This window comes from Kitasatospora purpeofusca (genome assembly GCF_000718025.1).
Taxonomy (GTDB): domain Bacteria; phylum Actinomycetota; class Actinomycetes; order Streptomycetales; family Streptomycetaceae; genus Kitasatospora; species Kitasatospora purpeofusca.
The window spans coordinates 39073-63924 of the sequence record NZ_JODS01000037.1; the positions used below are offsets into that span (position 1 = coordinate 39073).

Annotated in this window: 21 protein-coding genes and 1 pseudogene; 7 read left to right on the plus strand and 15 right to left on the minus strand. The window is 74.8% G+C overall.

The genetic code is table 11. From position 1 onward, the window contains the following. Positions 1–54 precede the first annotated feature (54 nt). The 3 genes from IF01_RS0135420 to rimP form a co-directional block, all read right to left on the minus strand. The gene (locus IF01_RS0135420; protein ID WP_030397732.1) at positions 55–300 is read right to left on the minus strand and encodes a DUF448 domain-containing protein; all 246 of its coding nucleotides are present in this window, start codon (positions 298–300) and stop codon (positions 55–57) included. Between the two features lie 126 nt (positions 301–426). Then, positions 427–1428, minus strand: coding sequence for a transcription termination factor NusA (nusA, locus tag IF01_RS0135425; protein WP_030397733.1), 1002 nt, complete (start codon positions 1426–1428; stop codon positions 427–429). A gap of 57 nt (positions 1429–1485) precedes the next feature. Beyond that, positions 1486–2016, minus strand: coding sequence for a ribosome maturation factor RimP (rimP, locus tag IF01_RS0135430; RefSeq protein WP_030397734.1), 531 nt, complete (start codon positions 2014–2016; stop codon positions 1486–1488). Between the two features lie 810 nt (positions 2017–2826). On the opposite strand from rimP, the gene IF01_RS51645 reads away from it, so the two are divergent. Both IF01_RS51645 and IF01_RS0135440 read left to right on the plus strand, forming a co-directional pair. Continuing rightward, positions 2827–3366 (plus strand): ferritin-like domain-containing protein, encoded by a 540-nt coding sequence (locus IF01_RS51645; RefSeq protein ID WP_078880586.1) that lies wholly within the window; start codon positions 2827–2829, stop codon positions 3364–3366. Between the two features lie 98 nt (positions 3367–3464). Next, complete coding sequence (locus IF01_RS0135440) at positions 3465–4382, plus strand: aminoglycoside phosphotransferase family protein (protein ID WP_030397736.1); 918 nt, start codon at positions 3465–3467, stop codon at positions 4380–4382. Here the strand turns inward: IF01_RS0135440 and IF01_RS0135445 are convergent. From IF01_RS0135445 to dxr, 5 genes are all read right to left on the minus strand, one after another. Beyond that, positions 4355–4948, minus strand: a complete 594-nt coding sequence (locus tag IF01_RS0135445) for a GNAT family N-acetyltransferase (protein WP_051741697.1) — start codon at positions 4946–4948, stop codon at positions 4355–4357. The two genes, IF01_RS0135440 and IF01_RS0135445, sit on opposite strands and share 28 nt — an antisense overlap. A gap of 104 nt (positions 4949–5052) precedes the next feature. Continuing rightward, positions 5053–5928, minus strand: coding sequence for a GNAT family N-acetyltransferase (locus tag IF01_RS0135450; RefSeq protein WP_051741699.1), 876 nt, complete (start codon positions 5926–5928; stop codon positions 5053–5055). 155 nt (positions 5929–6083) lie between these two features. After that, the gene (gene ispG / locus IF01_RS0135455) at positions 6084–7244 is read right to left on the minus strand and encodes a flavodoxin-dependent (E)-4-hydroxy-3-methylbut-2-enyl-diphosphate synthase (RefSeq protein WP_030397739.1); all 1161 of its coding nucleotides are present in this window, start codon (positions 7242–7244) and stop codon (positions 6084–6086) included. A 140-nt stretch (positions 7245–7384) separates the two neighbouring features. Then, positions 7385–8689 carry a M50 family metallopeptidase gene (locus tag IF01_RS0135460; protein ID WP_037782398.1) on the minus strand — a complete coding sequence of 435 codons (1305 nt, stop codon included), beginning with the start codon at positions 8687–8689 and terminating at the stop codon, positions 7385–7387. Positions 8690–8797: 108 nt separating this feature from the next. Next, the gene (gene dxr / locus IF01_RS0135465; RefSeq protein ID WP_030397741.1) at positions 8798–10027 is read right to left on the minus strand and encodes a 1-deoxy-D-xylulose-5-phosphate reductoisomerase; all 1230 of its coding nucleotides are present in this window, start codon (positions 10025–10027) and stop codon (positions 8798–8800) included. Between the two features lie 129 nt (positions 10028–10156). On the opposite strand from dxr, the gene IF01_RS0135470 reads away from it, so the two are divergent. Then, complete coding sequence (locus IF01_RS0135470; protein WP_030397742.1) at positions 10157–10822, plus strand: NAD(P)H-binding protein; 666 nt, start codon at positions 10157–10159, stop codon at positions 10820–10822. Positions 10823–10895: 73 nt separating this feature from the next. Here IF01_RS0135470 and IF01_RS0135475 read toward each other — a convergent pair whose 3' ends face one another. From IF01_RS0135475 to IF01_RS0135485, 3 genes are all read right to left on the minus strand, one after another. Then, positions 10896–12338 (minus strand): aldehyde dehydrogenase family protein, encoded by a 1443-nt coding sequence (locus tag IF01_RS0135475; RefSeq protein ID WP_030397743.1) that lies wholly within the window; start codon positions 12336–12338, stop codon positions 10896–10898. 152 nt (positions 12339–12490) lie between these two features. Next, positions 12491–14056, minus strand: a complete 1566-nt coding sequence (locus IF01_RS0135480) for a PucR family transcriptional regulator (RefSeq protein ID WP_030397744.1) — start codon at positions 14054–14056, stop codon at positions 12491–12493. A gap of 148 nt (positions 14057–14204) precedes the next feature. Beyond that, entirely contained in the window at positions 14205–16268 is a 2064-nt protein-coding gene (locus tag IF01_RS0135485; protein WP_051756845.1) for a hypothetical protein, read from the minus strand. Positions 16269–16508: 240 nt separating this feature from the next. Between IF01_RS0135485 and gabT the strand changes: the two genes are divergently transcribed. Together gabT and IF01_RS0135495 are read left to right on the plus strand one after the other, a co-directional pair. Then, positions 16509–17864: a 4-aminobutyrate--2-oxoglutarate transaminase gene (gene gabT / locus IF01_RS0135490; protein WP_030397746.1), complete on the plus strand. Its 1356-nt coding sequence runs from the start codon at positions 16509–16511 to the stop codon at positions 17862–17864. Between the two features lie 204 nt (positions 17865–18068). After that, positions 18069–18959 carry a phosphatase PAP2 family protein gene (locus tag IF01_RS0135495; RefSeq protein ID WP_078880584.1) on the plus strand — a complete coding sequence of 297 codons (891 nt, stop codon included), beginning with the start codon at positions 18069–18071 and terminating at the stop codon, positions 18957–18959. 42 nt (positions 18960–19001) lie between these two features. Here IF01_RS0135495 and IF01_RS0135500 read toward each other — a convergent pair whose 3' ends face one another. After that, positions 19002–19340: a DUF2218 domain-containing protein gene (locus tag IF01_RS0135500; RefSeq protein WP_030397748.1), complete on the minus strand. Its 339-nt coding sequence runs from the start codon at positions 19338–19340 to the stop codon at positions 19002–19004. Positions 19341–19646: 306 nt separating this feature from the next. On the opposite strand from IF01_RS0135500, the pseudogene IF01_RS50495 reads away from it, so the two are divergent. After that, positions 19647–19868: pseudogene (locus tag IF01_RS50495) on the plus strand (MarR family winged helix-turn-helix transcriptional regulator); the annotation flags it as partial. Positions 19869–19992: 124 nt separating this feature from the next. On the opposite strand, the gene IF01_RS0135510 reads toward IF01_RS50495, so the two are convergent. Then, positions 19993–20946 carry an EamA family transporter gene (locus tag IF01_RS0135510; protein WP_030397750.1) on the minus strand — a complete coding sequence of 318 codons (954 nt, stop codon included), beginning with the start codon at positions 20944–20946 and terminating at the stop codon, positions 19993–19995. Positions 20947–21058: 112 nt separating this feature from the next. On the opposite strand from IF01_RS0135510, the gene IF01_RS0135515 reads away from it, so the two are divergent. Next, complete coding sequence (locus tag IF01_RS0135515; RefSeq protein WP_030397751.1) at positions 21059–21964, plus strand: LysR family transcriptional regulator; 906 nt, start codon at positions 21059–21061, stop codon at positions 21962–21964. A gap of 41 nt (positions 21965–22005) precedes the next feature. Here the strand turns inward: IF01_RS0135515 and IF01_RS0135520 are convergent, their stop codons facing one another. Together IF01_RS0135520 and IF01_RS0135525 are read right to left on the minus strand one after the other, a co-directional pair. Continuing rightward, positions 22006–22818 carry a ZIP family metal transporter gene (locus IF01_RS0135520; RefSeq protein WP_030397752.1) on the minus strand — a complete coding sequence of 271 codons (813 nt, stop codon included), beginning with the start codon at positions 22816–22818 and terminating at the stop codon, positions 22006–22008. Between the two features lie 322 nt (positions 22819–23140). Continuing rightward, entirely contained in the window at positions 23141–24799 is a 1659-nt protein-coding gene (locus IF01_RS0135525) for a restriction endonuclease (RefSeq protein ID WP_030397753.1), read from the minus strand. Positions 24800–24852 lie beyond the last annotated feature (53 nt).

A 24852-nucleotide genomic window follows, 5' to 3' on the forward strand; every position in this document is an offset into this window, starting at 1 on the left:
TGCCCGTGCGCCGTGCTTGTTGCGGTGGTTCTCCGCCGCGCGAGCGGCGCGCTGTCACGGGGAGCTGTCGCTCACCCGCACCTCGATGAACCCGCGGAGCCGCTCGGTGTCGAGCGCGCCCTGGAGCCGGAAGGCCCGGGGGAACGCCCGTCGGCGGACCGCGAGGTCGAGACAGGCCGGTTCAGGGTGCAGATGCGCTCCCCGGCCCGGCAGTGCGCCACGTGGATCAGGGACGCAGACGCCCTCGACCGCCGTGACACGCAACAGCTGGTGCTTGGCCGCGCGCTTGCGGCAGCCCACGCAGGTGCGTTCCGGGCGTGCTCGGACATGCGTCCGGCCAGACGAAGGCAAGTCTACCCCTCCGAAGGGACATGGCGCCGCCCCGCCGGTTCCGGGGGGAACGGCGGGGGGCTCCGACAACAACGACTACTCGGCCGGGGACTCCGGCTCGGCGCCCTCGGTGTCCGGTCGGATGTCGATCCGCCAGCCGGTCAGACGGGCGGCCAGGCGGGCGTTCTGCCCCTCCTTGCCGATCGCCAGCGACAGCTGGTAGTCCGGCACGATCACCCGTGCGGAGCGCTGCGCCAGGTCGACGATCTCCACACTCGTCACCCGCGCGGGGGACAGCGCCGCGGCGACCATCTCGCGCGGGTCCTCCGACCAGTCGACGATGTCGATCTTCTCGCCGTGCAGCTCGCCCATCACCGCGCGCACCCGGGCACCCATCGGGCCGATGCAGGCGCCCTTGGCGTTCAGGCCCTGGCGGCGCGACCAGACCGCGATCTTCGTCCGGTGGCCGGCCTCGCGGGCGATCGCGGCGATCTCGACGCTGCCGTCCGCGATCTCCGGGACCTCCAGCGCGAACAGCTTGCGGACCAGGTTGGGGTGGGTGCGCGACAGCGTCACCGACGCCCCGCGGACACCCCGGCGCACGGCCACGACGTAGCACTTCAGCCGGGTGCCGTGGCGGTAGTCCTCCCCCGGGACCTGCTCCTGCGGCGGCAGGATGGCCTCCAGCTTGCCGATGTCGACCAGCACGTTCTTCGGGTCGTTGCCCTGCTGGACGACACCGGTGACGATGTCGCCCTCCTTGCCCGCGTACTCGCCGAAGGTCTGGTCGTCGGCGGCGTCGCGCAGCCGCTGCATCATGACCTGCATGCCGATGCTGGAGGCGATCCGGCCGAAGCCGCTCGGGGTGTCGTCGAACTCCTTCGGCTCGACGCCCTCGTCCAGCTCCGACGCGTCCTCGGTGGCCCAGACCGTCACGTGGCCGGACTGGCGGTCCAGCTCGACCCGGGCGCGGCGGCGCGAGCCCTCGGTGCGGTGGTACGCGGTGAGGAGGGCCGACTCGATCGACTCGACCACGAGGCCGAAGGGGATGTTCTTCTCGCTGACCAGCGTGCGCAGGGCACTCATGTCGATGTCCACGGCTACGCCTCCTCGTCTTTCGTCACGTTCTTCATGGTGCGGTCGGTGCGCAGGTCGTCACTCCGCACCGTCGTCCCCCTCTTCGAGCAGCTCGTCGAGCTGCTCGTCGTCCTTGCGGTTGAACTCCACCTGGACGCGAGCACGGTCGACCTCGGCGTACTCCAGCCGGCGCTCCTTGGCCCGTCCGCGGCCCTTGACCGGCTGCACCTCGACCAGCGCGCCGTCCTCGTCGGCCGCCAGCACCCGGGCGACGATCTCCCCGCCGTCGACCAGGTGGATCTTGGCCAGCCGGCCCTCGGCGCGGATCCAGTGCCGGGGAAGGTCCAGCGGACGCTCCGCACCCGGTGATCCGACCTCCAGCACGTACGCGCCGGAACCCATCACGTCCGACTCGTCCAGGGCCTCGCCGACCAGCCGGCTGAACTCGGCAACGGTGTCCAGGTCCACGCCGCCGTCGGCGTCCACGTCGATCTGCACCTGGCGGCGGCTGCCCGCCTGGGTGACCTTGACGTCCTCCAGGTCCAGGCCCGACTGCGCGGCCAGCGGCTCCAGCAACGCACGCAGCCGGTCGATGTGGGTGGTGCTCATCCGGGTGGACTCCTCGGCCGCGTCTGCTGTTGTCGGAAGGTCGCACCGCACCCACCGGCGCCGTTCCGGCGCGCGGCCGGGTCGCGGCAGCTCGGCCCAAAGCCTAGCCGGTGAACCGCCCAACCACCGATTCCGCCCCCGGCAGCGCCAGCCCCTCCCGGCCCGGTGCGAGCAAGCTCACACGGGCCGCTCGCGCCCGCCGGGAGGGCAATCCACGCCCGCACAGGTGAGGATTCTGTAATCATTCACGCCAGCGAGGGCAGGCCGTCCTCCCGTACCCGCCCCGGAGTGACACCCATGCAGCCGCCCAGCCGCCGGACCTTCCTGGCCCTCGGGCTGCTCCTCACCGGCGGAGCGCTGACCGCCTGCACCGACTCGCCCCACCAGGACCCGGGCCGCCCGGCCGGCGACCACAGCCGCCCCGACCCCGACGAGCCGGTCCGCCGCCGCGCCCTGGACGCCACCGACGCCCTGCTGGCCGCCTACGACGCCCTGCTCCCGCAGGCTCCCCAGCTGCAGCCGCTGCGCGAGGACGTCGTCCGCCACCGCGCGGCCCTGGACACCGCCACCCCGACGCCGACGCCCTCCACCGGCACCGGCACCCCCGGCGCCACCGCGTCGGGCATCACCGCGTCCGGCAGCACCCCCGGTGCCACCGCCTCCACCACGGCCGCCACCGTGCCCACCACCGCCGCGCTGGCCTCCCTCGAACGCCAGACCGCCCAGGCCCGGCTGGCCGACCTGGGCGCCGCCTCCCCGCCGCTGGCCCGCCTGCTGGCCTCGGTCTCCGCGGCCGGCGTCCTGCACGCCGTGGCCCTCGGTGACGCCGCCCCGGCCGCTGCCGCCGCCCCGGCACCGTCCGCCTCGCCGTCCGCCTCCACCAGCGCGTCCACGACCGCCTCCGCAGGCGGCACGACCGCCCCGTTCCAGGACGCCCTCGGCGCCGAGCACGCCGCCGTCTACGGCTACGGCGTGGTCGGCGCCCGCGTCACCGACGACGGGCAGCGCACCGCGGCCCGCACCGCCCTGGCCGCCCACCAGGCCCGCCGCGACGCCTGGCAGCGCCTCCTCTCCGGCGCCGGCGCCACCCCCGACCCCGCGGCCGCCGGCTACCAGCTGCCCTTCCCGGTCACCGACGCGGCCTCCGCCGGCCGCCTCGCCGCCCACCTGGAGACCCGGCTGACCGGCGTCTACGCCGACCTGGTCGCCGCCGTCCCCACCCCCCAACGGCCGCTGGCCGCCGACGCCCTGCGCGAGTCCGCGCTCCGCGCCCGCCAGTGGGGTGCCGCCCCCACCGCCTTCCCCGGCATCGCCGACACCCCCGCCGGGACGAGTACCCCCACCCCGTAACGGAGCGCGGCCCGCGCTCCGCCCCAGCGGCCCCCGGCCCTCCCATCACCGACAATGGAGGCGTACCACCACGGGGGAACCGCTACCGAAAGGCCGGCATGTCGGCAGCAGCACCAGGGCAGATCACCGTCCCCGAGCGGCTCGCGCGCAACGTCACCGCCGTCCGCCCCGAGGAGGCGGAGCGCTGGCTGGCCGCCCTCCCCGCCCTCGTCACCGCCGAACTCGCCCGACTGCGCCTCACCCTGGACCGCGTCCTGGACCCCGGCGGCTCGCTCGCCCTGGTCGCCTACGTCCACCGCGACGACGACCTCGCCCCGGCCGTGCTCAAGGTCTCCCTCCGCACCCCCGGCACCGCCCACGAGGCCGAGGCCCTCAGCGCCTGGGCCGGCCGCGGCGCCGTGCTGCTCCTGGACACGGCGGCCCCCGACCCCGGGACGACCGTCCTCCTCCTGGAGCGGCTGCACGGCGAGATCCCGCTGCGCTCCCTCGCCGAGCCCAAGGCGATGCTGGAGGCCACCAGCCTGCTGCACCGGCTCTGGACCCCCGTCCCCCCGGGGCACGCGTTCCCCGGCCCGCCCGCCCCGGCGCCCGCCGCCACCGCCCCGGAGCTCCCGGCCGAGGCCGGCCCCCTCCTCGCCGAGGCCCGGGAGGCCGCTGCCGACCTCGCCGCCTCCGCGACCGAGGAGTTCCTGCTGCACGGCGACTTCCACCACGGCCATGTGCTCGCCGCCGACCGCGCGCCCTGGCTGGCGATCGGCCCCCGGCCGCTGGTCGGCGAACGCGCCTACGACCTGGCCCGCCTCACCCTGGACCGCGCCGACACCCTGGTCGGCTCCCCCGGCCTCCCGGCCGCCGTCCGCCGTCGGCTGCACCAGCTCGCCGAAGCCCTGGAGGTGGACCGCGACCGCCTCCGCGGCTGGACCCTGGTCCGCGCCGTGGACCTCGCCGGCGCCGCCCTCGCCGCGGGCCGCCGCCCCGACGCCGAGCTCTACCTGGAGTTCGCCGGCGCGCTCTGAACCACGTCCGCGCCGCCCGCCCCGCGCAACGGCAGCGGAGCGCCCATCACCGCGTAGCGCCGCTCGGTGTTCGGGAAGTGCACGGCCCGCGCGAGGTCCCGGTAGCCCAGCGAGCGGTAGAGCCGCCGGGCCGGCGTCTCGGCGTCGATCGCGGAGAGGATGCTGCGGTCCGCCCCCGACCGCGCGGTGAGGGTCCGGATCAGCGCCGAGCCGACGCCGCGCCCCTGGAACTCCGGCAGCACATGCAGTTCGGTGACGGCGAAGACGCCGTCCAGCCAGGCCCCGTACCCCCGGGCGACCAGATAGGGCTCGATCACGGTGCTCCACCAGTGGTCGCGCCGGTTCGGCATCCCGTAGCCGAAGCCGACCAGCCGGCCGCCGCTGACCGCCCCGAGCGCGATCACCCCGGGCTGCTGGGCGTGCCGTCCGACGATGTGGAGCCGGACCATGACCTCCTCGGGCGTGAGCCCGAAGGCCACCGCCTGGACGTCGAGCGCCTGCGGAGCCCATGCCGCGAGGTCGATGGCCTCGATCCGCACCCCGGCCGGCCCAGTCACCCCGGTCACCCAGACATCACCCCAGTCACCCGTTCCATGCCCCGGACGTTACCCCCCGGCCACCCGCCGCGCGGCCCGCACCGGCAACCCGGCCGGCGGCGGCCGGTCCGCCCTCAGAACAGCACGCTCATGAACGCCCCGACCTCGCGGAACCCCACTCGCCGATAGGAGGCCCGCGCCCGCAGGTTGTAGTCGTTGACGTACAGCGACACCACCGGCGCGACCTCGCGCAGCGCGACCTCCAGCACCGCGGCCATCCCGGTCTCGGACAGCCCCTGGCCCCGGTGCTCGGGCGCGACCCAGACCCCCTGGATCTGGCAGGCGCCCTCGGTGACGGCCCCGATCTCGGCCTTGAACACGACCTCGCCGTCCTCGCCGAAGCGGGCGAACGAGCGTCCGGTGGTGACGAGTTCGGCGACCCGGGCCTGGTACAGCAGCCCGCCGTCACCGGCCAGCGGCGAGACGCCGACCTCCTCGGTGAACATCGCCACGCAGGCCGGCATCAGGATGTCGACCTCGTCCCGCCGCACCCGCCGCACCAGCGGGTCCGGGGCGATCTCGGCGGACGGCACCGTGGTGGCGAGCAGCGGCTGGTGCGCCCTGACCTCACGGGCGGGCCCCCAACTGCGCTCCAGCAGCGCCCACAGGGCCGAGGTGGGACCGGCCGGGCCCACGATGGAGGAGCAGCGGCGCCCCTGTCTGCGGGCGCGTTCGGCGAAGGCCTGGACGGCCTGCGGGCCGGCGTCCACCAGGACGAGATTGGCCCCGGCGTAGCAGAGCGCGTCGAGTTCGCCGTGCTCGTCGTACCAGCCCCACATCTCGCCGCCGAGCCGCCAGGGGTCGAGGCCGACGGCCTCCACCCGGGTGGCCACGAAGGCGTTGGCGACGGGGTCGCGGTGGAGCACGGCGAGGGCGTCGGCGAGGTCCGGCGGTTCCAGCACGCGGGTGGTCGCCAGGGCGCGGGCGGCCTGGAACGAGCTGGGGAGCATCACACCTCGATCGAGCATCGAGACAGCACCTTACTGAGACGACTGTGGCCGCACCCTACTCCCTGCCCCCACCCGGACACGGCCGCGGGGCCGTCCGCGAACGGACGGCCCCGCTTCCGGAAGTACAGCGCGGACCTACCCGGCACCGGGGTGGGTCACTCGCCGGCGGTGACGGTCGGCGCGCCGGACTCGACGCCCTCCGACTCCATCTGCTCGGCGATCTTGAACGCCTCCTCGATCAGGGTCTCCACGATCTTGGACTCGGGGACGGTCTTGATGACCTCGCCCTTGACGAAGATCTGGCCCTTGCCGTTGCCGGAGGCAACACCGAGGTCGGCCTCGCGGGCCTCGCCCGGGCCGTTGACGACGCAGCCCATGACCGCGACGCGCAGCGGCACGTTCATGCCCTCCAGGCCGGCCGTGACCTCCTCGGCGAGCTTGTAGACGTCCACCTGGGCGCGGCCGCAGGACGGGCAGGAGACGATCTCCAGGCCGCGCTGGCGCAGGCCGAGCGACTCCAGGATCTGGTTGCCGACCTTGATCTCCTCGGCCGGCGGGGCGCTCAGCGAGACCCGGATGGTGTCGCCGATGCCCTCGGCCAGCAGCGCGCCGAAGGCGACCGCGGACTTGATGGTGCCCTGGAAGGCGGGGCCGGCCTCGGTGACACCGAGGTGCAGCGGGTAGTCGCAGGCGGCGGCGAGCTGGCGGTAGGCGTTGATCATCACGACCGGGTCGTTGTGCTTGACCGAGATCTTGATGTCGCGGAAGTCGTGCTCCTCGAACAGCGAGCACTCCCAGAGCGCGGACTCGACCAGCGCCTCGGGGGTCGCCCGGCCGTACTTCTCCAGCAGGCGCTTGTCGAGCGAGCCGGCGTTGACGCCGATCCGGATCGGCACGCCGGCGCCCTTGGCGGCCTTGGCGATCTCGCCGACCTTGTCGTCGAAGGCCTTGATGTTGCCCGGGTTGACCCGGACCGCGGCGCAGCCGGCGTCGATCGCGGCGAAGACGTACTTCGGCTGGAAGTGGATGTCGGCGATCACCGGGATCTGCGACTTCTTCGCGATGATCGGCAGCGCGTCCGCGTCGTCCTGGGACGGGACGGCGACCCGCACGATCTGGCAGCCGGACGCGGTGAGCTCCGCGATCTGCTGCAGCGTGGCGTTGATGTCCGAGGTCAGCGTGGTGGTCATGGACTGCACCGAGACGGGCGCGTCGCCGCCGACCGGCACGTTGCCGACCATGATCTGACGGGAGACCCGGCGCTTGGCGAGCGGCTTGAGCGGCAGAGACGGAATACCGAGCGAGATCGCGGTCATGTGCGCAGGGTTCCCCGGGGTCGATGTGTGGTCGGCCCGGCCGCTGGGACGACCGAACCCGGGCGCGCCGACGATCGCACGCCCGGGCTCCAACGGTACGCCACGGGAACGGGCGCCCGCGCACCCACCGGCCCGCCGCTCTAACTGATCTTGACCGGGTTCACCAGGTCGGCCACCAGCACCAGCAGGGTGAAGCCGATGAACACGCTGGCCACCACGTACGCGAGCGGCATCAGCCGGGCCACGTCGAACGGACCGGGGTCCGGGCGGCGGAACATCCGTGCGAACCGGCGGCGCACCGACTCCCAGACCGCGCCCGCGATGTGACCGCCGTCCAGCGGCAGCAGCGGCAGCATGTTGAAGAGGAACAGCGAGAGGTTGATCCCGGCGAGCAGGTTGACGAAGTAGGCGACCCGCTGGCTGCCCGGGATGTCCAGCGAGAACACCTCGCCGCTCACCCGGGCCGCGCCGACCATGCCGATCGGGGAGTCCACCTCGCGCGGGGCGCCGTCGACCACCGAGTGCCACAGCCCGGGGATCTTGCCGGGCAGCGCGGCCAGCGACTCCACGCCGTTCTCCGCCATGTCGTACATCCGGTCCACCGACTGCCCGAGGCCGAGCCGGACCACGCCCGTGGTCGGGGTGAAGCCGAGGAAGCCCGCCCGCACCGTCTCGCCCTTGACCGGCAGGCCCTGGTCGTCGTACTTCTGCACGTCGTTGACGGCGATCGTCGGTTCGAGGGTCAGTCGCTGACCGTCGCGCTCGACCACCAGCTCGACCTTCTTGCCGGCCGACTTCCGGATGTCGCCCTGCAACTGCTCGTAGTTGCCGATCCGGTCGCCGTCGAAGGACACCACCCGGTCGCCCGGCCGCAGCCCGGCCTGGAAGGCGGGCGCCGCCGGGGCGTCCGCCGGGCAGGTGTCGGTCGCCTGGCCGGCCTTGACCACGCACTCCGAGACGGTGCCGATGGTCGGCACCGCCATCGAGACGCCGAAGCCCATCATCACGGTCAGGAAGAGCCCGAACGAGAGCAGCAGGTTCATGAACGGCCCGGCGAACATGACGATCACGCGCTTCCACGGCTTGCGCGTGTAGAACAGCCGGGACTCGTCGCCCTCCTTCACCTCCTCGTAGGAGGCTTCCCGGGCGTCCTCGATCATGGACCGCCAGGGCGAGGTCGAACGCTGGGTGATCCGCCCGTCCGCACCGGGCGGGAACATCCCGATCATCCGGATGTACCCGCCCAGGGGAACGGCCTTGAGGCCGTACTCGGTGTCGCCCTTCTTCCGCGACCAGATCGTCGGCCCGAAGCCGACCATGTACTGCGGCACCCGAATGCCGAACAGCTTGGCCGTGGAGAGGTGGCCGAGCTCGTGCCAGGCGATCGAGAAGAGCAGTCCCAGTACGAAGACCAGGATGCCGACCACCGTCATCACCGTTGCCACCGCTGCGCCTCCGTCATTCCGCTCCGATCGTCCTGTCGTCGTACCGGTCCGCCGGGCGGCGCCGTCCGGCGGACCCGCCCCGGTGGCACTGCCCGTCCGGGCGGACCGTCAGCCCGCCGCCAGCTCGCGGGCCCGGGCGCGCGCCCAGTCCTCCGCGTGCAGGACGTCCTCCACCGTCAGCGAAGTTCCCCCGGCCGGGGCACCGTGCTCGGCCACGACCTTCGCAACAGTGTCCACGATCCCGGTGAAGGCGAGGCGGCCCTTCAGGAAGGCCTCCACGCACTCCTCGTTCGCGGCGTTGAACACGGCCGGGCAGGTACCGCCCAGGGTGCCGACCTCGCGGGCCAGCTGGACGGCCGGGAAGGCCTCGTCGTCCAGCGGGAAGAACTCCCAGGTCGCGGCCTTCGTCCAGTCGCAGCCCGGGGCCGCGTCCGGGACCCGGTCCGGCCAGCCCAGGCCGAGCGCGATCGGCATCCGCATGTCCGGCGGACTCGCCTGCGCCAGCGTGGAACCGTCCGTGAACTCCACCATCGAGTGCACGACCGACTGCGGATGGACCACGACCTCGATCCGGTCGAACGGCACGTCGTACAGCAGGTGCGCCTCGATCACCTCCAGGCCCTTGTTCACCAGGGTGGCCGAATTGATCGTGACGACCGGGCCCATCGCCCAGGTCGGGTGCGCCAGCGCGTCGGCGGGGGTCACCCCGGCCAGCTCCGCCCGGCCGCGGCCGCGGAACGGGCCACCGCTCGCGGTCACCACCAGCTTGCGGACCTCGGCCCGGGTGCCGCCGGCCAGCGCCTGGAACAGCGCGGCGTGCTCGGAGTCCACCGGGACGATCTGCCCCGGCCGCGCCACCGCCTTCACCAGCGGGCCGCCGACGATCAGCGACTCCTTGTTGGCCAGCACCAGCACCCGGCCGGCCCGCAGCGCCGCCAGCGTCGGGCCCAGACCGATCGACCCGGTGATGCCGTTCAGCACCGAGTGGCACTCCGTCGCCGCCAGCTCGGTCGCCGCGTCCGGACCCGCCAGCACGGTCGGCAGCGGCCCGCCCGCGGCCTTCGCCGCCAGCGCCTCGCGCAGCGCCGGCTCCGCCGCCGGATCGGCCACCGCCACGGTGCGCACACCCAGCCGGACCGCCTGCTCGGCGAGCAGCTCCACCCGGCCGCCGGCCGCCGACAGGGCCACCACCCGGAACCGGTCCGGATTGCGGAGCACCACGTCGACGGCCTGGGTACCGATCGAACCGGTCGATCCGAGGATCACCAACTCCCGGGGGCCGGAGGGGTCGGTCACCTCGGGGGTGAACCGCAGCTGCGGGTGGGCGAGCGAAGTCATGCGCCCATTGTGGCCTGCCCGACACCCTCCCCCGCACCACGGGTTCCCCCGATCCACCGCGGCGGTCGCGCGGACCCGCCGCACCGGTTCCCCAGGACGGCGCCCGCGCCCCGGGCTACCGTCGGAGCCATGCGCATCGTCATCGCCGGGGGCCACGGACAGATCGCCCTCCGACTGGAACGGCTGCTCGCCGACCGGGGCGACCGGCCCGCCGGAATCGTCCGCCGCCCCGAACACTCCGAGGACCTCGCCGCCGCCGGCGCCGAACCGCTGCTGCTCGACCTGGAGGCCGCCACCGCGCCGGAACTCGCCCGGCTGCTCGACGGCGCCGACGCCGTGGTGTTCGCCGCCGGCGCCGGACCGGGCAGCGGCGCCGCCCGCAAGCTCACCGTCGACCGGGACGCCGCCGTCCTGCTCGCCGACGCCGCCGAACTCGCCGGCGTCCGCCGCTACCTGATCGTCTCCTCGATGGGCGCCGACGCCCGGGCCGAGTACCCCGCCGACGAGGGCTTCCAGACCTATCTGCGGGCCAAGGGCGCCGCCGACGACGCCGTCCGCTCCCGCCCCGGCCTGGACTGGACGGTGCTGCGCCCCGGCCGCCTCACCGACGGACCCGGCACCGGACTGGTCCGGCTCGCCCCCGGCCTCCCGCGCGGCGCCGTCGACCGGCAGGACGTCGCCGCCGTGCTGGCCGCCCTGCTGCACGAGCCCGGCACCGCCGGGAAGACCCTGGACCTGGTCTCCGGCGACGCCACCGTCGCCGAGGCCGTCGCGGCCGCCGCCGGCCGGGACTGAGCGCTCCCCCGGCACCCCGGGTACGCCGAAGGGCCAGACCGCACCGCGGCCGGGCCCTTCGTCAGCACCTGTCTCAGAGGTCCAGGCCGCTGAGGACCATGACCTTCTCGACGGTGTAGTCGTCCATCGCGTACTTGACGCCCTCACGGCCGACGCCGGAGTCCTTGACGCCGCCGTACGGCATCTGGTCGGCACGGTAGGACGGCGCGTCGCCGATGATCACACCGCCGACCTCCAGCTCCCGGTGGGCGCGGAAGGCGGTCTGCAGGTCGTGCGTGAACACGCCCGCCTGCAGGCCGAACGGCGAGTTGTTGACGGCGGCGAAGGCCTCGTCCACACCGTCCACCCGGTGCAGCGACAGCACCGGGCCGAACACCTCGCAGGTCGCCAGGATCGCGTCCGCCGGCAGCTCGGCCAGCACGGTCGGGGCGTAGGTCGCGCCCTCGCGGGTGCCGCCGGCGAGCAGCTTCGCACCCTTGGCCACCGCGTCGTCCACCCAGGACTCGACCCGCTTCGCCGCGTTCTCGTCGACCAGCGGGCCGACGTCCGTGGCGTCGTCGTTCGGGTCACCGGTGACCTGGTCGGCGACCTTGGCGACGACCTTCTCCACCAGCGCGTCGTAGACCGAGGCGTCGGCGATCACACGCTGCACCGAGATGCAGGACTGGCCGCCCTGGTAGTTGGCGAACATCGCGATCCGGGTGGCCGCCCAGTCCAGGTCCGCCTCGGAGGACCAGTCGGCGAGCACCACGGCCGCGGCGTTGCCGCCCAGCTCCAGGGTGGTGTGCTTGCGCGGCACCGAGTCCATGATCTGGTAGCCGACCTTGTCCGAGCCGGTGAAGGAGATCACCGGCAGGCGCGGGTCCTGCACCAGGGCCGGCATCCGGTCGTTCGGGACCGGCAGCACGCTCCAGGAACCGGCCGGCAGGTCGGTCTCGGCCAGGATCTCGCCCAGCACCATGGCCGACAGCGGGGTCGCCGGAGCCGGCTTGAGGATGATCGGCGCGCCGACCGCGATCGCCGGGGCGACCTTGTGCGCGACCAGGTTCAGCGGGAAGTTGAACGGGGCGATGCCCAGCACCACGCCGCGCGGGAAGCGGCGCACCAGCGCGAAACGGCCCACGCCGCCCGGGTCGGTGTCCAGCCGCATGGTCTCGCCGTTGGTCCGGCGGGCCTCCTCGGCGGCCCAGCGGAACACCGAGACGGCACGGCCGACCTCGCCGCGGGCCCACTTGATCGGCTTGCCGTTCTCCGCGGTGATCAGCTGGGCGATCTCCTCGGTGCGCTCGGCCAGCCGCCGGGCCACGTGGTCCAGGGCGGCGGAACGCACGTGCGCCGGGGTCGCGGCGAACACCGGCAGCGCGGCGACGGCGGCCTCCAGGGCCTCCTCGACCTGCGCCTCGGTGGGGATGCTCACCTTGCCGACCAGGCGGCCGTCCCAGCTGTTGTGCACCTCGAAGTCGGCGTCGCCGCTCGCCCGGCGGCCGGCCAGCCAGAAATCGTACGTGGTGGTCACCGTGGTACCGGCCTCTCCTCGTCGTCGTCAGGACCCCACGGACGTGGAGCCGCAATCGAGGGTAGGGCGGCCGACGCGCCGACCGGGTTGGACACGGAGTAGCGTTCGCCCGCGCGGCCACTCCACCGCGTCCAGCGGGCCGACCGCTGCGGCTACTCCTCGCCCGAGCGCAGCGCCAGCCACAGCTCCATCCGGACGTCCGTGTCGTCCAGCGACCGGCCCAGCAGCTCCTCGACCCGCCGCATCCGGTACCGCAGGGTGTGCCGGTGCACCCCGAGATCGGCCGCCGCCGCGTCCCACTGCCCGTGCCGCGACAGCCACGCCCGCAACGAGGCCACCAGATCGCCGCGCGCCGTCCGGTCGTGCTCCCGCAGCGGCCGCAGCAGCCCCTCGGCGAAGGCCGTCACGGCGTCCTCCCCGAGCAGCGGCAGCAGCGAGCCCGCGCCGACCTCCTCGTGGTCCACCGAGCGGCGCCCACCGCGCAGCGCCACCGCCAGCGCCCGCTCGGCCTGCGCGTGCGCCGTCCCGGCGTCCTCCAGCGCGGCCGGCGCCGACACACCCAGCGACAGGCCCTCGTGCTCCTCCACCACACCCAGGCAGGCCCGGTGCACCGCGCCGTTGTCCAGCGCCAGCACCATCAGCCGCGGCCCGTGCGCTCCGTCCTCCCGCGCCACCAGCAGCTTCTCGCCGACCCGCGAACCCGCCTGCTCGGCCCGGTCGCCCAGCTCGCCCAGCGACTCCCCGGCGTCCACCCCCTGGCCGGCCCCGGCCACCAGCACCCGGACCGTGCCCTCCGGCAGCCCGCCGAACAGGCCCGCCGCCACCAGCCGCGCCGTCGCCACCTCCCCGGCCAGCACCATCCGCAGCAGCGCCGCGCCCATCCGCTCCTCGGCCTGCCGCAGCTCCCGCGACCGCTCCAGGGTCAGCGTCAGCAGCGCCACCGCCGCGTTCAGCACATACCGCTCGGTCGGCGTGATCCGGTCCTCGGTGCCCACCGCCAGGAACCCGCGCGCCCGCCGGTCCGCCCCCAGTGACTGGACCACCACGTAGTCCTCGTCCGCCGTGTCTATCCCGGGCGCCCGGCCCTGCAGCGCGGCACTCGACGGCGCCGGACGCCGCCGCAGCCGGTCCACCTCCGCCGCCAGCCGACCGGCCCGCCGCGCCGCCCAGTCCGGCGCCACCACCGACAGCGCGCCCGAACCGTCGTACAACGCCGCCCAGCCGCCCAGCCGGGCCGCCAGCCGGCGCACCACCGCCGTGGTGCCGTCCTTGCCCAGCGCGGCCCGGGTCAGCTCCTCCTGCGCCTCGAAGCTGGTCGTCACCGCCTCGTACTGCTCGGCCGCCAGCGCCGCCGACACCACCTTGCTGATCGCGATGAACGGCGTCGGCTCCGGCACCCGCAGCAGCGGCAGCCCGCGCTGCGCCGCCGCGTCCACCAGCGGCTGCGGCACCTCCGTGTGCGACAGCCCCACCCCGAGCCCCAGCCCGACCACCCCCGCGTCGGCCAGCCGGTGCACGTACGCCTGCAGCCGGGCGGCCGTGCGGCCCAGCTTGATACCGGTGGTGAGCAGCAGCTCACCGCCTTCGAGGAAGGGCGTCGGGTCGTCCAGCTCACTGGTGTGCACCCAGCGGACCGGCCGCTCCAGGTGGTCCGCACCGGCGAGGACCGTCAGATGGAGCGAGGTGTTGCGGACGACGGAGGCAAGTGTGGGGGGCATGGCACCTTCGGGGGAGCGACGCGACCGCGCCGTTGCGGCCGGGCGGGGGGAGAGCCGGGAGTCCAGGGGGATCCCCACTTCTCATTATGGACGCTCCGGACAACCGGCACTGCCGAATCCACCTCCGAGGCGAGCTTCGGGGCCCGCCTCAGCCCCGGAGGTCCACCAGCAGCGGCGGCACCTGCTCCCCCGACACCGCCGTCAGCGACACCACCGCGTGCCCCGCCGGCAGGGCGTGCGCCAGGTCCGAGGGCGACCAGCGCAGCCGCTCCACCTCCCGGGTGGTCACCGACTCCGTCTGCGCCGTCGTCCCCGACAGCGCCTTGCGCCCCAGCCGCCCGGCCCGCCGCACGATGCCGCCCGAGGTGTCCGGGGCCAGCGTCACCGCCGTCTCGCGGACCAGATGGGTGCCCCAGGCCTCCGAGAACAGCTTCCCGTCCCACGGCGCGATGCCCGGGAACGCGGCCCGGCAGCCCACCGCCCCGAACAGCGGAGCCCGCAGCGCCTCCGGCAGGTCCACCAGCGTGCGCAGCAGCAGCACCACCCCGGCGTTCGCCCCGCGCAGCCGCTGCAGACCGCGCACGATCCCGGCGTCCAGCGCCGCCGAGGCGTCGTCCACCACCAGGCCCGCGAACAGCGAGCGGTCCCCGCGCGACCCGGCCGCCTGCACGAACTGCCCCACCAGCAGGCGCGACAGCATCCGCGCCGCCTCCGGGTGGCTGCGCTCCGGCAGCTTCACCCGCACCCGCAGCGGATGGTCCAGCACCCGCATCGCGAACGGCGGCCGGCCCGTGCCGTCGGTCGCGAACGCCCCCTCGAAGGCCGGCCGGTCCAGCAGCGCCAGCCGGTCCGCCAGCAGCGCGCCCGGATCGTCCGCCCGGCCGCGCTGGTGCTCCCGGTGCTCCAGGTCCCGCTCGAAGGAGCCCAGCCGCTCCGCCGCCCGCAGCCCCTTCACCAGGGCCTCCAAGGACTCCGGCTCACCGGCCAGCAGCGCCCGCAGCTCGCGCACGCCCGGGTAGCGGCCGAACGCGGCGTGGAACGGGGCGACCATCTGCTGCAGGGCCGTCCGGGCGGTCTCGGCGCGTGCCGTCAGCTCGTCCGGCAGCAGCGCCTCGGCCAGCCGGGCCGCCGCCTCGTCCGGATCCTGGGCCGCGCCGTAGAGGTCCAGCCCGTAGCGGGACGCGGGGTCGCCCGGGGCGATCACCACGTCGTACCAGGCGTCCGGCCCCAGGTCGGCGTCCGCCGCCCCGATCACCACCGCGCACGCCGTCCCGGCCAGCGCCTGCAGGCACAGCGCCTCGGCCACCGGACGGGCCAGCCGCGCCGTCTTCCCCGTCCCGGCCGGGCCCACCGCCAGCAGCGAGGTGCCCAGCACCACCGGGTCCAGCGCGAAACCGGCCGACCGGTGGGTCAGCGGGTTCTTCGGCACGTCCTGCGCGGTACCGAGCCGCACCTGGCCCAGCAGCAGGTCGTGCCGCTCCGCCCGGCCCGGCAGCTCGCGCGCCTCCGAGGGGTGCGCGAACGCGGCGGCGCCGCGCAGCGACACCTGCTCGACGAAGGCCGGCAGGAAGGCCGGGTCGGCCTGGGCCGACTCCCAGGCCCGCCGGATCCGCACGTAGTCGACGTCCCCGACCGCCTCACCGTCCAGCCGACCGGCCGCGACGCCCGCGCCGCCCTGCCGCAGCACCGCCCACGGATCCCGCCGCCGGGCCGCCTCCGACTGCTCCTCCTCGGCGGCGGGCACCTCCTCCGTCACCGTCCGCGACAGCAGCGGCAGGGCGTAGCGCCGCCACACCTCCGGCCAGCGGCCCATCCGGCCGAAGACCTTGATGACGACGGCGAGGACAAGGGCATTGACCGACAGTCCCACCACCGTGACCGCGGTCGAGGAAGGATGGTCCACCCATACGGTGAGGACAATGACGCGCAGCGCGAGCTGCGTCCCGTAGACAAAGGCCAGCCACCCCACCACCGCGTTCAGCCCCGCCCGCAGCAGCAGCGGCCAGGTGGGGACCTTGGCGGCCTCCGCCCGGTCGGGGTCGAGCTGCCGGTGGTCCTGGCGGAAGACGCCCGGGTCGGCCTCGGGCCGCGGGGCCGAGGCCCAGGCGGCGAGGTCGAAGGGCACGCGGGCCGGGGGACGCGGGTGCGGCATCGGGGTGCGGGGGGTGGCGGTGGTCCGCTCGTCGTGGCTGCGTGCCCCGTCCAGTCCCATCTACGGCCCCGTTCCCTCGCCCGCCGGCCCGACCGCCGTCGGTGCCGCCCATACCCATGCCACCGCCCCGGCGACACGCCCGCGCTCAATGTAGTGGAGCGGAGCCTCCCGGTAGCGGCTCCGTCCGGGCTGGCCGCCCCGGACAAGTCGGACGGCCCAGTGCTACCGAGTGGCGCATGCCTGCCCGGGGAACGCCCCCGTAGCCTGCGAACTACCGAGCCGAGAAGTCTGGAGAAACCCATGAGCGCCGCAACGCCGCTCCCGCAGGAGCGCCGCCTGGTCACCGCGATCCCCGGTCCGAAGTCGCAGGAGCTGCAGGCCCGCAAGCTGGGTGCGGTGGCGGCCGGCGTCGGCACCACCCTGCCGGTGTACGTGTCCCGCGCCAACGGCGGCGTGCTGGAGGACGTGGACGGCAACTCGCTGATCGACTTCGGCTCCGGCATCGCCGTGACCAATGTCGGCAACAGCGCCGAGGCCGTGGTGGCCAAGGCCTCCGAGCAGCTCGCCGCCTTCACGCACACCTGTTTCATGGTGACCCCGTACGAGGGCTACGTCGCCGTCGCCGAGCAGCTCAACGAGCTGACCCCGGGCGACCACGACAAGCGGACCGCCCTGTTCAACTCGGGCGCCGAGGCGGTCGAGAACGCGGTGAAGATCGCCCGCGCGTACACCAAGCGCACCGCCGTCGTGGTGTTCGACCACGGCTACCACGGCCGCACCAACCTCACCATGGGCATGACGGCGAAGAACATGCCGTACAAGCAGGGCTTCGGTCCGTTCGCCCCCGAGGTCCACCGGGTGCCGGTGGCCTACCCCTACCGCTGGCTGACCGGTGCCGAGAACTGCGCCGCCGAGGCCGCCGCGCAGGCGATCGACCTCATCAACAAGCAGATCGGCGCCGAGAACGTCGCCGCGATCGTCATCGAGCCGATCCAGGGCGAGGGCGGCTTCATCGAGCCGGCCAAGGGCTTCCTGCCGGCCATCGTCGAGTACGCGAAGGCGAACGGCATCGTCTTCGTCGCGGACGAGATCCAGACCGGCTTCTGCCGCACCGGCCAGTGGTTCGCCTGTGACGACGAGGGCATCGTCCCGGACCTCATCACCACCGCCAAGGGCATCGCCGGCGGTCTGCCGCTGGCCGCGGTGACCGGTCGCGCCGAGATCATGGACGCGGCGCACGCCGGCGGCCTGGGCGGCACCTACGGCGGCAACCCGGTGGCCTGCGCGGCCGCGCTGGGTTCCATCGAGACCATGAAGGAGCTGGACCTCAACGGCAAGGCGCAGCGGATCGGCGAGGTCATGCTGGGCCGCCTGCGGGCGATCCAGGAGAAGTACGCCGACTCCGACCGGGTCCGCGTCGGCGAGGTCCGCGGCCGCGGCGCGATGATCGCCGTCGAGCTGGTCAAGCCGGGCGGCAAGGAGCCGCACCCGGAGGCCACCGCGGCGATCGCCAAGGCCTGCCACGCCGAGGGCCTGGTCGTGCTGACCGCCGGCACCTACGGCAACGTGCTGCGCTTCCTGCCGCCGCTGGTCATGCCGGAGCACCTGCTGAACGAGGGCCTGGACATCATCGAGGGCGCCTTCGCCACCGTCTGATCCGGCCCGCGGCCCCGGGGCCGCGCCCGAAGACCCGCCGGAGGGATGTCCGGACAGCGCCGAACGGCCCGTGGGGACCTCAGTCCCCGCGGGCCGTTGGGTTTCGAACCCGGTGTGACGCCCCCGGCGCGGACGGTGAAGATGGTGTGCGGAATCGCTGAAGCTCCTCGGCCGCGCAAGGACCTTGACGTAGTGTCATCACAGATGGACAGCGAGCCCCAGCCATGGGCGGAGCCGTCCGCGGCGTCGCCCCAGGGGGCGGCTCCGCGCGAGGGCCGCGAGGACAACCAGGCCGTCCCGTACGGGGCGGTGCACACCGAAAGCCGATCGACCGGCCGTCCGGCCCACACCCCCCGGGACGCACGGAACGGCGATCATCAGGGCCGCCCCGGAGCTCTCCCCCCTGCTCCGGGGCGGCTGCCTCGCGTCCTCGCCCGGCCCGCGGTGCCGGCGGTCCTGGTCCTGGTGCTCCTGCTGGTGTCCTGGCAGGTCGCCGTGGACGGACCGCTGCTGGAGCTGGACAACTGGACCCGGCACGCCGTCCGGGAGACCCGGCACGCGCTGCACAGCACTCTGCTCAACCACCTCGGCAAGGCGTTCTCCGACCTGGGCGGCGGCTCGGTGGCGGTGCCGGTACTGCTGCTGGGCGGGGCGGTCGCGGCCCGGCGGGAGTTCCGGGCCGGGTTCGCCCGGTGGTGGCTGCCGGTGCCGGTGGCGGTGCTGACGGCCGCGCTGATCCCGCTGCTGGTGGTGCCGGCGAAGGCCTGGTTCGCCCGGCCCGGCCCGTTCGGGCTGCCGCTCGCGGCGGACCAGTGGGGCTGGTACCCGTCCGGCCACACCGCGACCGCCACGCTCGGGTACGGGGTGGCGGCCCTGCTGCTGGCGCGGACGGCCGCGCCGCGCGGGCGGCGGGCGCTCGCCGCGGCGGCGACGCTACTGGCCGTGGGTGTCGGACTGGGGCTGGTGTGGAGCGACTACCACTGGCTGCTGGACGTGGTGGCCAGCTGGTGCCTGGGCGGCCTGGTCCTGTGGACGCTGGCCCGGTGGCCGCTCACCGGCCGCCCGTCCGCGCCCCGACGGCGCCCGGGGCGCTGAGGCCCCGGGCCCGGGCAGGGAACGCCGGGCCGTCCGGAGGGATCAGCCCTCGGCCGGCTCCTCCTCGTTGCGGTGGACGTGGCCGGCCTCGCCGTTGTCACGGCGCCACTCGACGACCAGTTCGTCGCGGGCGCCGAAGCGGACCAGGTGGCGGCCGACCACGTCCTCCAGTCCGGGCAGGTTCTCGGTCTCGCCCTCGACGGCGAGCAGCAGCGCGTCGGGGGTGGCCTCCAGCGTGGCGGTGCCGGCGCCGAAGACGAGGGTGCCGCGGCCGGTCTCCTCGGACCAGTCGGCCTTGATCTTGCGCCCCATGTGGGCGGCGAGCTGCTTGGCGTAGCGAGCGGAACGGTCGGTGGCGACGCGGGCTTCGGAGCGGGGCACGGGCCCTCCAGGATCAGGGGAGGGAACTTAGGGTGCCCTCACTCGCCGCCTACGCTAACCCAGATACTGAGTCTTACTCAACATTTTTCCGGGCGCCCCCGGAACGGCCGATACCCTTGGTCGAACACCTGCCGAGGAGAGCCGCCCATGACCACCACGCCGACCGACGACGCGGCGAGCTCCTCCCCCGGCACCGGCACCCCCGACCGTGCCGAGCGGGACAGCAGCGAGCGGGACAGCGCCGAGCAGGGCAGCACCGAACAGGGCAGCGCCGAACAGGACACCGCCGCCGAGCTGGCCGACGCGATGACCCGGGCGATCAAGCGGATCCGCCGCCTCACCAGCGAGCGGCTGGAGCCCTACGGCATCACCCCCGGCCAGGGCCGCGCCCTGCGCACCCTCGCGCACGCCCCGGGCTGCGAGCTCCCCGACCGGGCGATGCGGCTCAGCGACCTGGCCGACCGGCTGCACATCGCCCCCCGCTCGGCCACCACGGTGGTCGACGCGCTGGAGGAGGCCGGACTGGTGGAACGGAGCCCGGACCCGGCCGACCGCCGCGCCGTACGGATCCTGCTGACCGCCGCCGGCCGGTCGGCGGTGGAGCGGATCGGCCAGGTCCGCTACGAGGTCTCCCAGGAGTACTTCGGCGCGGTCAGCCCCGCCGACCAGGACGCGCTGCTGCGAGCGCTGCGGAGCGCCGAGGCCGCCTACGCGGCGACCACCGCGTCCACCGCCGCGCCGCGCCGGACAGCGCCCCCGGGCGCAGCGCGGTGATCCCGATCCCGGCGATCACCAGCAGCGCGGCGACGGCGGCCACCGGGCTGACCGACTCGCCGAGCAGCAGCCAGGCCGAGGACATCCCGAACACCGGCACCAGCAGCGAGTAGGGCGCCACGGCGGTGGCGTCGTAGGTGCGCAGCAGAAAGCTCCAGGCGACGAAGCCGAACAGGGTGGAGACCAGCCCGACGTAGCCGATCGCGCCGAGCCCGGCGAGGTCGATCCCGCGCAGCGCGCGCAGGTCGGCCTCCGGGCCCTCGACCAGCAGCGAGAGGCCGAGCAGCGGCAGCGGCGGCACGGCGCTGACCCAGACCATCCAGCGCAGCGCGTCCGGCGGGGCGGCCCTGCGGGTCAGCACATTGGACAGCCCCCAGGCGGCCGCGGCCAGGACGACCAGGGCGAAGGCGCCCAGCGGCCCGCCGAGGCCGTGGTCGACGGCGCTCAGCCCGATGCCCGCGAAGGCGACGCCGAGGCCGGTCAGCCGCTGGGCGCCGGGGCGCTCGCCCAGCAGCGCGCCGGCGAACAGCGCGGTGAACACCGCCTGCCCCTGGAGCACCAGCGAGGAGAGTCCGGCCGGCATCCCGGCGTGCATGCCCAGGAAGAGCAGGCCGAACTTGACCACGCCGAGCACCACCCCGACCGCGAGCACCCAGCGCAGGGCGACCTTCGGCGGTCCGACAAAGAAGATCGCCGGGACGGCGACCACCGCGAACCGCAGGGCGCAGAACAGCAGCGGCGGGAAGTTCTGCAGCCCGATGTGGATGAGGACGAAGTTGAGGCCCCAGACGGCGGCCACCATGACGGCCAGGCCGATGTGACGCGGACTCATGCTGCCGCCGCCCGGGGCGGCCTGCGGGGATGTGCTCATGGCACGAGGATGGCCGCCGAGAACCGTTCAGCACCAGCGATGAGTTCTGAAGGCAACGCTTTAGCATTGCTGCATGATGGATCTGGGGCGCCTGCGGGCGCTGCACGCGGTGGCCGTCCACGGCTCGGTCGGCGGGGCGGCCGCGGCCCTCGGTTTCACCCCGTCCGCCGTCTCCCAGCAGATCGCCAAGCTGGAGCGGGAGACCAGGACGACGCTGCTGGAGCGCCAGGGCCGCGGCGTGGTGCTGACGGACGCGGCGCGCGAGCTGGCGGGTACGGCGCAGGCGGTGCTGGGGCTGGTGGAGCGGGCCGAGGTGCGGCTGGAGGAGCAGCGCGGCCAGGCGGTCGGTCGGCTGCTGGTGGCCGCCTTCGCGACCGGCGCGCGCGGACTGATGCCGGGGGTGCTGGCCGATCTGCGCGAGCGCTGCCCGGAGCTGGACGTGCGGCTGCTGGAGAGCGACCCGTACCCGGCGGCCGAGCTGGTGGCGCGCGGCGAGGTCGACCTGGCGCTCGTCCAGGACTGGCCGACGGTGCCGCTGCCGGTGCAGGAGGGGCTCGACCGGATGGACCTCGGGCCGGACCCGGTGGATCTGCTGCTGCCGGTCGGCCATCCGCTGGCGGAGCTCCCGGTGGTACCGGTGGGCCGGCTGCGCGGGCAGCGCTGGACGAGCGTGCCGCCGGGCAACATCTGTCACGACTGGCTGGTCCGGACCCTGCGCGAGGCCGGCGAGGAGCCGGACGTGCACTACCGGGTCGGCGAGTTCGAGACCCAGATCGCCCTGATCGGGGCCGGTCTCGGCATCGGGCTGGTGCCCCGGCTGGGCCGGGGCGCGCTGCCGCCGGAAGTGGTGGCCCGGACGGTGGCGCCGGAGCCGGCCCGGCGGGTGTTCGCGCTCTGGCGCTCCCAGGCCGCGCGCCGGCCGGCGATCACCGAGGCGCTGGACGCGATGCGGGCCCGCTGGGACGCCCGCAGCGGCTGACGGGGGCGGCCGGCCCCGGACGCCCCCGTCGCGACCGGCTGTCAGGAGGCGAAGCCGATCACCAGCCACATGAAGCCGACCCCCGCGAGCGTGCAGAGCAGCGTGGTGCGCGAGGGGTGCGGGCTGTGCGCCTCGGGGAGGATGTCGGAGGTCGCCAGATAGAGCAGGAAGCCGGCGAAGAACCCCAGGTACAGCCCGAGCAGGTGCTCGGAGATGGTGAACAGCAGGGTGATCGCGGCACCGGTGACCGGCGCCAGCGCGTCGGCCGCCAGCAGGGCGAGCGCCCGCCGCTTGTTGTTCCCGTAGAGCCGGGTGATCGTGTACGTGTTGAAGCCGTCCGCGAAGTCGTGCGCGACCACCGCGATCGCCACCACCGTGCCGACCGTCGTACCCGCCTGGAAGGCCGCGCCGATCGCGAAGCCGTCCATGACGCTGTGGCCGACCAGGGCCATCGCGGCCGTCAGACCCACTCCCTGGTGGCGCTCGGCGTCCGGCCGGGAAGAGCCGTTGGCACGGCCGTGATTGTGGCCGTGGCTGTGGGGGTGGTGGTGGCCCCCGCCCTGATCGGAGGACCGGCCGTGGCTGTCGCGGTGGCCGTGACTGTGCTCGGCGTACTCCTCCTCGTGGCCGCGGTGGATCGCGACCGCCCGTTCGACGATGTGGATGGCCAGGAAGCCGGCCGCGAACATCAGCAGCGCCTGCGGCACCCCGTGCACCTCCTCGGGCGCCTGGTGCAGCGCCTCCGGGAGGAGGTCGAAGGCGACCACCCCGAGCATCAGCCCGGCGGCGAAGCCGAGCACCAGGTGCCGGCGGTCGCCGGTGCGCTGCGCGACCCAGCCGCCGATCAGCGTCATCAGGAACGCCCCCGCGGCCACCAGGACCGCGGTCACCGCCGCACCGCCGTGACGGTCCGTCTGTCCAACTCGTCTCCCCCGTGTCCCGCCCGTCCCCGGGCCGACCGTCGGCCGGTGCCGGCCGGCCATGTCCCCCAGCGTCGGACACCCCGCGCGCCGTCGCCCGCCGGGCAAGCCGTCGGGGTGAGGCACCGGGGCGGGCCGTCGGATCCGGCCGACGGCACCCGCTCGGGGCCGACCACCGTAGTGGATACCTGGCCTCCCGGACCCCGTCGGGACGCCGGACCGGTCCCGACCGCCCCGGCGGCCGGGCCCGCGCGGTTCAGTGGCCGGCGGCGAGCGACAGTCCGAGGTGGGTGTGCGTCAGCTCGCGGACGCCGTCCCCGTCGACCAGGTGGATGTGCCGGTGCCCGTCCTCGCCGGTGAGGTCGAGCGCCCCGTCGGTGAAGCGGCCGGTGGTCAGCCGCAGCCCGCGTTCGGCCGACTCCTCGCGGACCGCCTCCGCCAGGGTCCGGATCTCCTCCTCCCCCACCGGCCCCTCGCCGCGGGAGGCCCACACCACCCAGCGGCCGGGCAGCGCGCTGCCGACCGGCCCCTCACCGGTGGCCACCAGCCCGACCGGGCCGCGCAGCCGCACGCTCCACTGCCCGAGCCCGCCCCGGGTGAGCAGCTCACGGACCAGCTGGGCGAACTCGTTCGCCGAGAGGTCCGGCGCCGCCGGGACGGTGGCCGCCGCCTGCGCGGCCGGTTCGACGCCCGTCCCGCCGTACGGGTCGGGGCTGACGGCGGCGTCGAGCTGGCGCAGCCGGACCAGCGCCTCGTCCTGCTCGGCGTCCGCGTAGACGCCCTCGCCGTCGGGCTCCTCGTCGGGGTCGGTGGGCGGCAGCAGCCTGGTGCGGGCCAGTGCGTCACGGTCCGCGTCCACGCTCACCAGGCAGAGCGGCCGGGCGCCGCCGGGCTCGCGCAGCCAGCCGTTGAGCACGACACCGGCGAGGATCTCGTCGGTGTCGACGGCGTCGGCGGCCTGCAGTGCGCGCAAGGCCAGCCGGGCGACCAGCCGCAGGTAGTCGGAGGCCCGGTCGGCCGGCGGGCGCGGCACCGGCAGGACCTCGCCGTCCGGGGCGAGCCGGTAGCCGGTCAGCGAGGGCACCACGTCCAGCGGCGGCAGGTCGAGGTCGAGCACGGCGGTCCGGGTCAGCGGCCGGTAGACGGCACGGCAGGGCGCCGGCAGGTCCCGGGTGTTGGTCTCGGCGGCGGCGAGGGCCCGTTCCAGCAGGGACTCGACGGCGGCCGGCTCGGCCTGCCGGTAGGCCCGGCGGCACTCCTCCAGGGAGTCGTTGTACTCGCGCACCGCCCGCGCCCGGGCCTGCTCGGCCTCGTCGTGGGCGCGCCGGGACTCGTCGACGGCGGGGCTGCCGGCCTCGGCCTGCCGGGTGCGCCACTCCCGCAGGGCCCGCTGGTGGGCCAGCCGGGCCTTGGCCAGTCCGCGCTGGTAGTCGGAGTCGAGCAGTCGGCGGACCGGGGGCCCGTCGGGGTCGGAGGCCTCCGGTTCGGCGGGCGCGTAGTCCTCCCAGCGCGGCTCCGGGTCGGCGCCGGCCGTCGTGGGCGGCGCGCCGTCCGGGTAGGGGCGCGGCTCGTAGCGGCGCAGCTGGCTCTCGAAGTCCATGGCCGAGACGGGCAGGGCGGACCGCCGGAGCAGGTCGGCCAGCCGCTCGTGCTCGGCCTGGACGGTGAGCGTGCGGTGGTGGGTGAGCGCGGCGGCCCTGGCGTGGGCGGCGACGTCCTCGTCGCCGCCCGTGCCGAGCGGACCGGGGGCCGGCCGGCCCGTGGCCGACGGTCCGTCCGCCGTGCCGTCGGGACGACCGGACGGACCGCCCGCGGTCGGCTCCTCCACCCCGAGGTCGCGGAACACGGAGGCGAGGAAGCCCGGTTGGGGGGCCGTGACAGCACCGTCGGACTGGCCGTCTGCTGAGTACTGCATCGGTGGTCGTCCCCCATGCTCGTCCGGCGCCTGCCCGGGGCGGTCGGCAGCCC

Coding starts and splice junctions, on each gene's coding strand:
- rimP (WP_030397734.1), bottom strand. CDS start 2,016: ATGAGCACCACCCACATCGACCGGCTGCGTGCGTTGCTGGAGCCGCTG.
- IF01_RS0135440 (WP_030397736.1), top strand. CDS start 3,465: ATGTCGGCAGCAGCACCAGGGCAGATCACCGTCCCCGAGCGGCTCGCG.
- IF01_RS0135450 (WP_051741699.1), bottom strand. CDS start 5,928: ATGCTCCCCAGCTCGTTCCAGGCCGCCCGCGCCCTGGCGACCACCCGC.
- ispG (WP_030397739.1), bottom strand. CDS start 7,244: ATGACCGCGATCTCGCTCGGTATTCCGTCTCTGCCGCTCAAGCCGCTC.
- dxr (WP_030397741.1), bottom strand. CDS start 10,027: ATGACTTCGCTCGCCCACCCGCAGCTGCGGTTCACCCCCGAGGTGACC.
- IF01_RS0135470 (WP_030397742.1), top strand. CDS start 10,157: ATGCGCATCGTCATCGCCGGGGGCCACGGACAGATCGCCCTCCGACTG.
- IF01_RS0135480 (WP_030397744.1), bottom strand. CDS start 14,056: ATGCCCCCCACACTTGCCTCCGTCGTCCGCAACACCTCGCTCCATCTG.
- IF01_RS0135485 (WP_051756845.1), bottom strand. CDS start 16,268: ATGGGACTGGACGGGGCACGCAGCCACGACGAGCGGACCACCGCCACC.
- gabT (WP_030397746.1), top strand. CDS start 16,509: ATGAGCGCCGCAACGCCGCTCCCGCAGGAGCGCCGCCTGGTCACCGCG.
- IF01_RS0135495 (WP_078880584.1), top strand. CDS start 18,069: ATGGACAGCGAGCCCCAGCCATGGGCGGAGCCGTCCGCGGCGTCGCCC.
- IF01_RS0135510 (WP_030397750.1), bottom strand. CDS start 20,946: ATGAGTCCGCGTCACATCGGCCTGGCCGTCATGGTGGCCGCCGTCTGG.
- IF01_RS0135515 (WP_030397751.1), top strand. CDS start 21,059: ATGATGGATCTGGGGCGCCTGCGGGCGCTGCACGCGGTGGCCGTCCAC.
- IF01_RS0135520 (WP_030397752.1), bottom strand. CDS start 22,818: ATGACGCTGATCGGCGGCTGGGTCGCGCAGCGCACCGGCGACCGCCGG.
- IF01_RS0135525 (WP_030397753.1), bottom strand. CDS start 24,799: ATGCAGTACTCAGCAGACGGCCAGTCCGACGGTGCTGTCACGGCCCCC.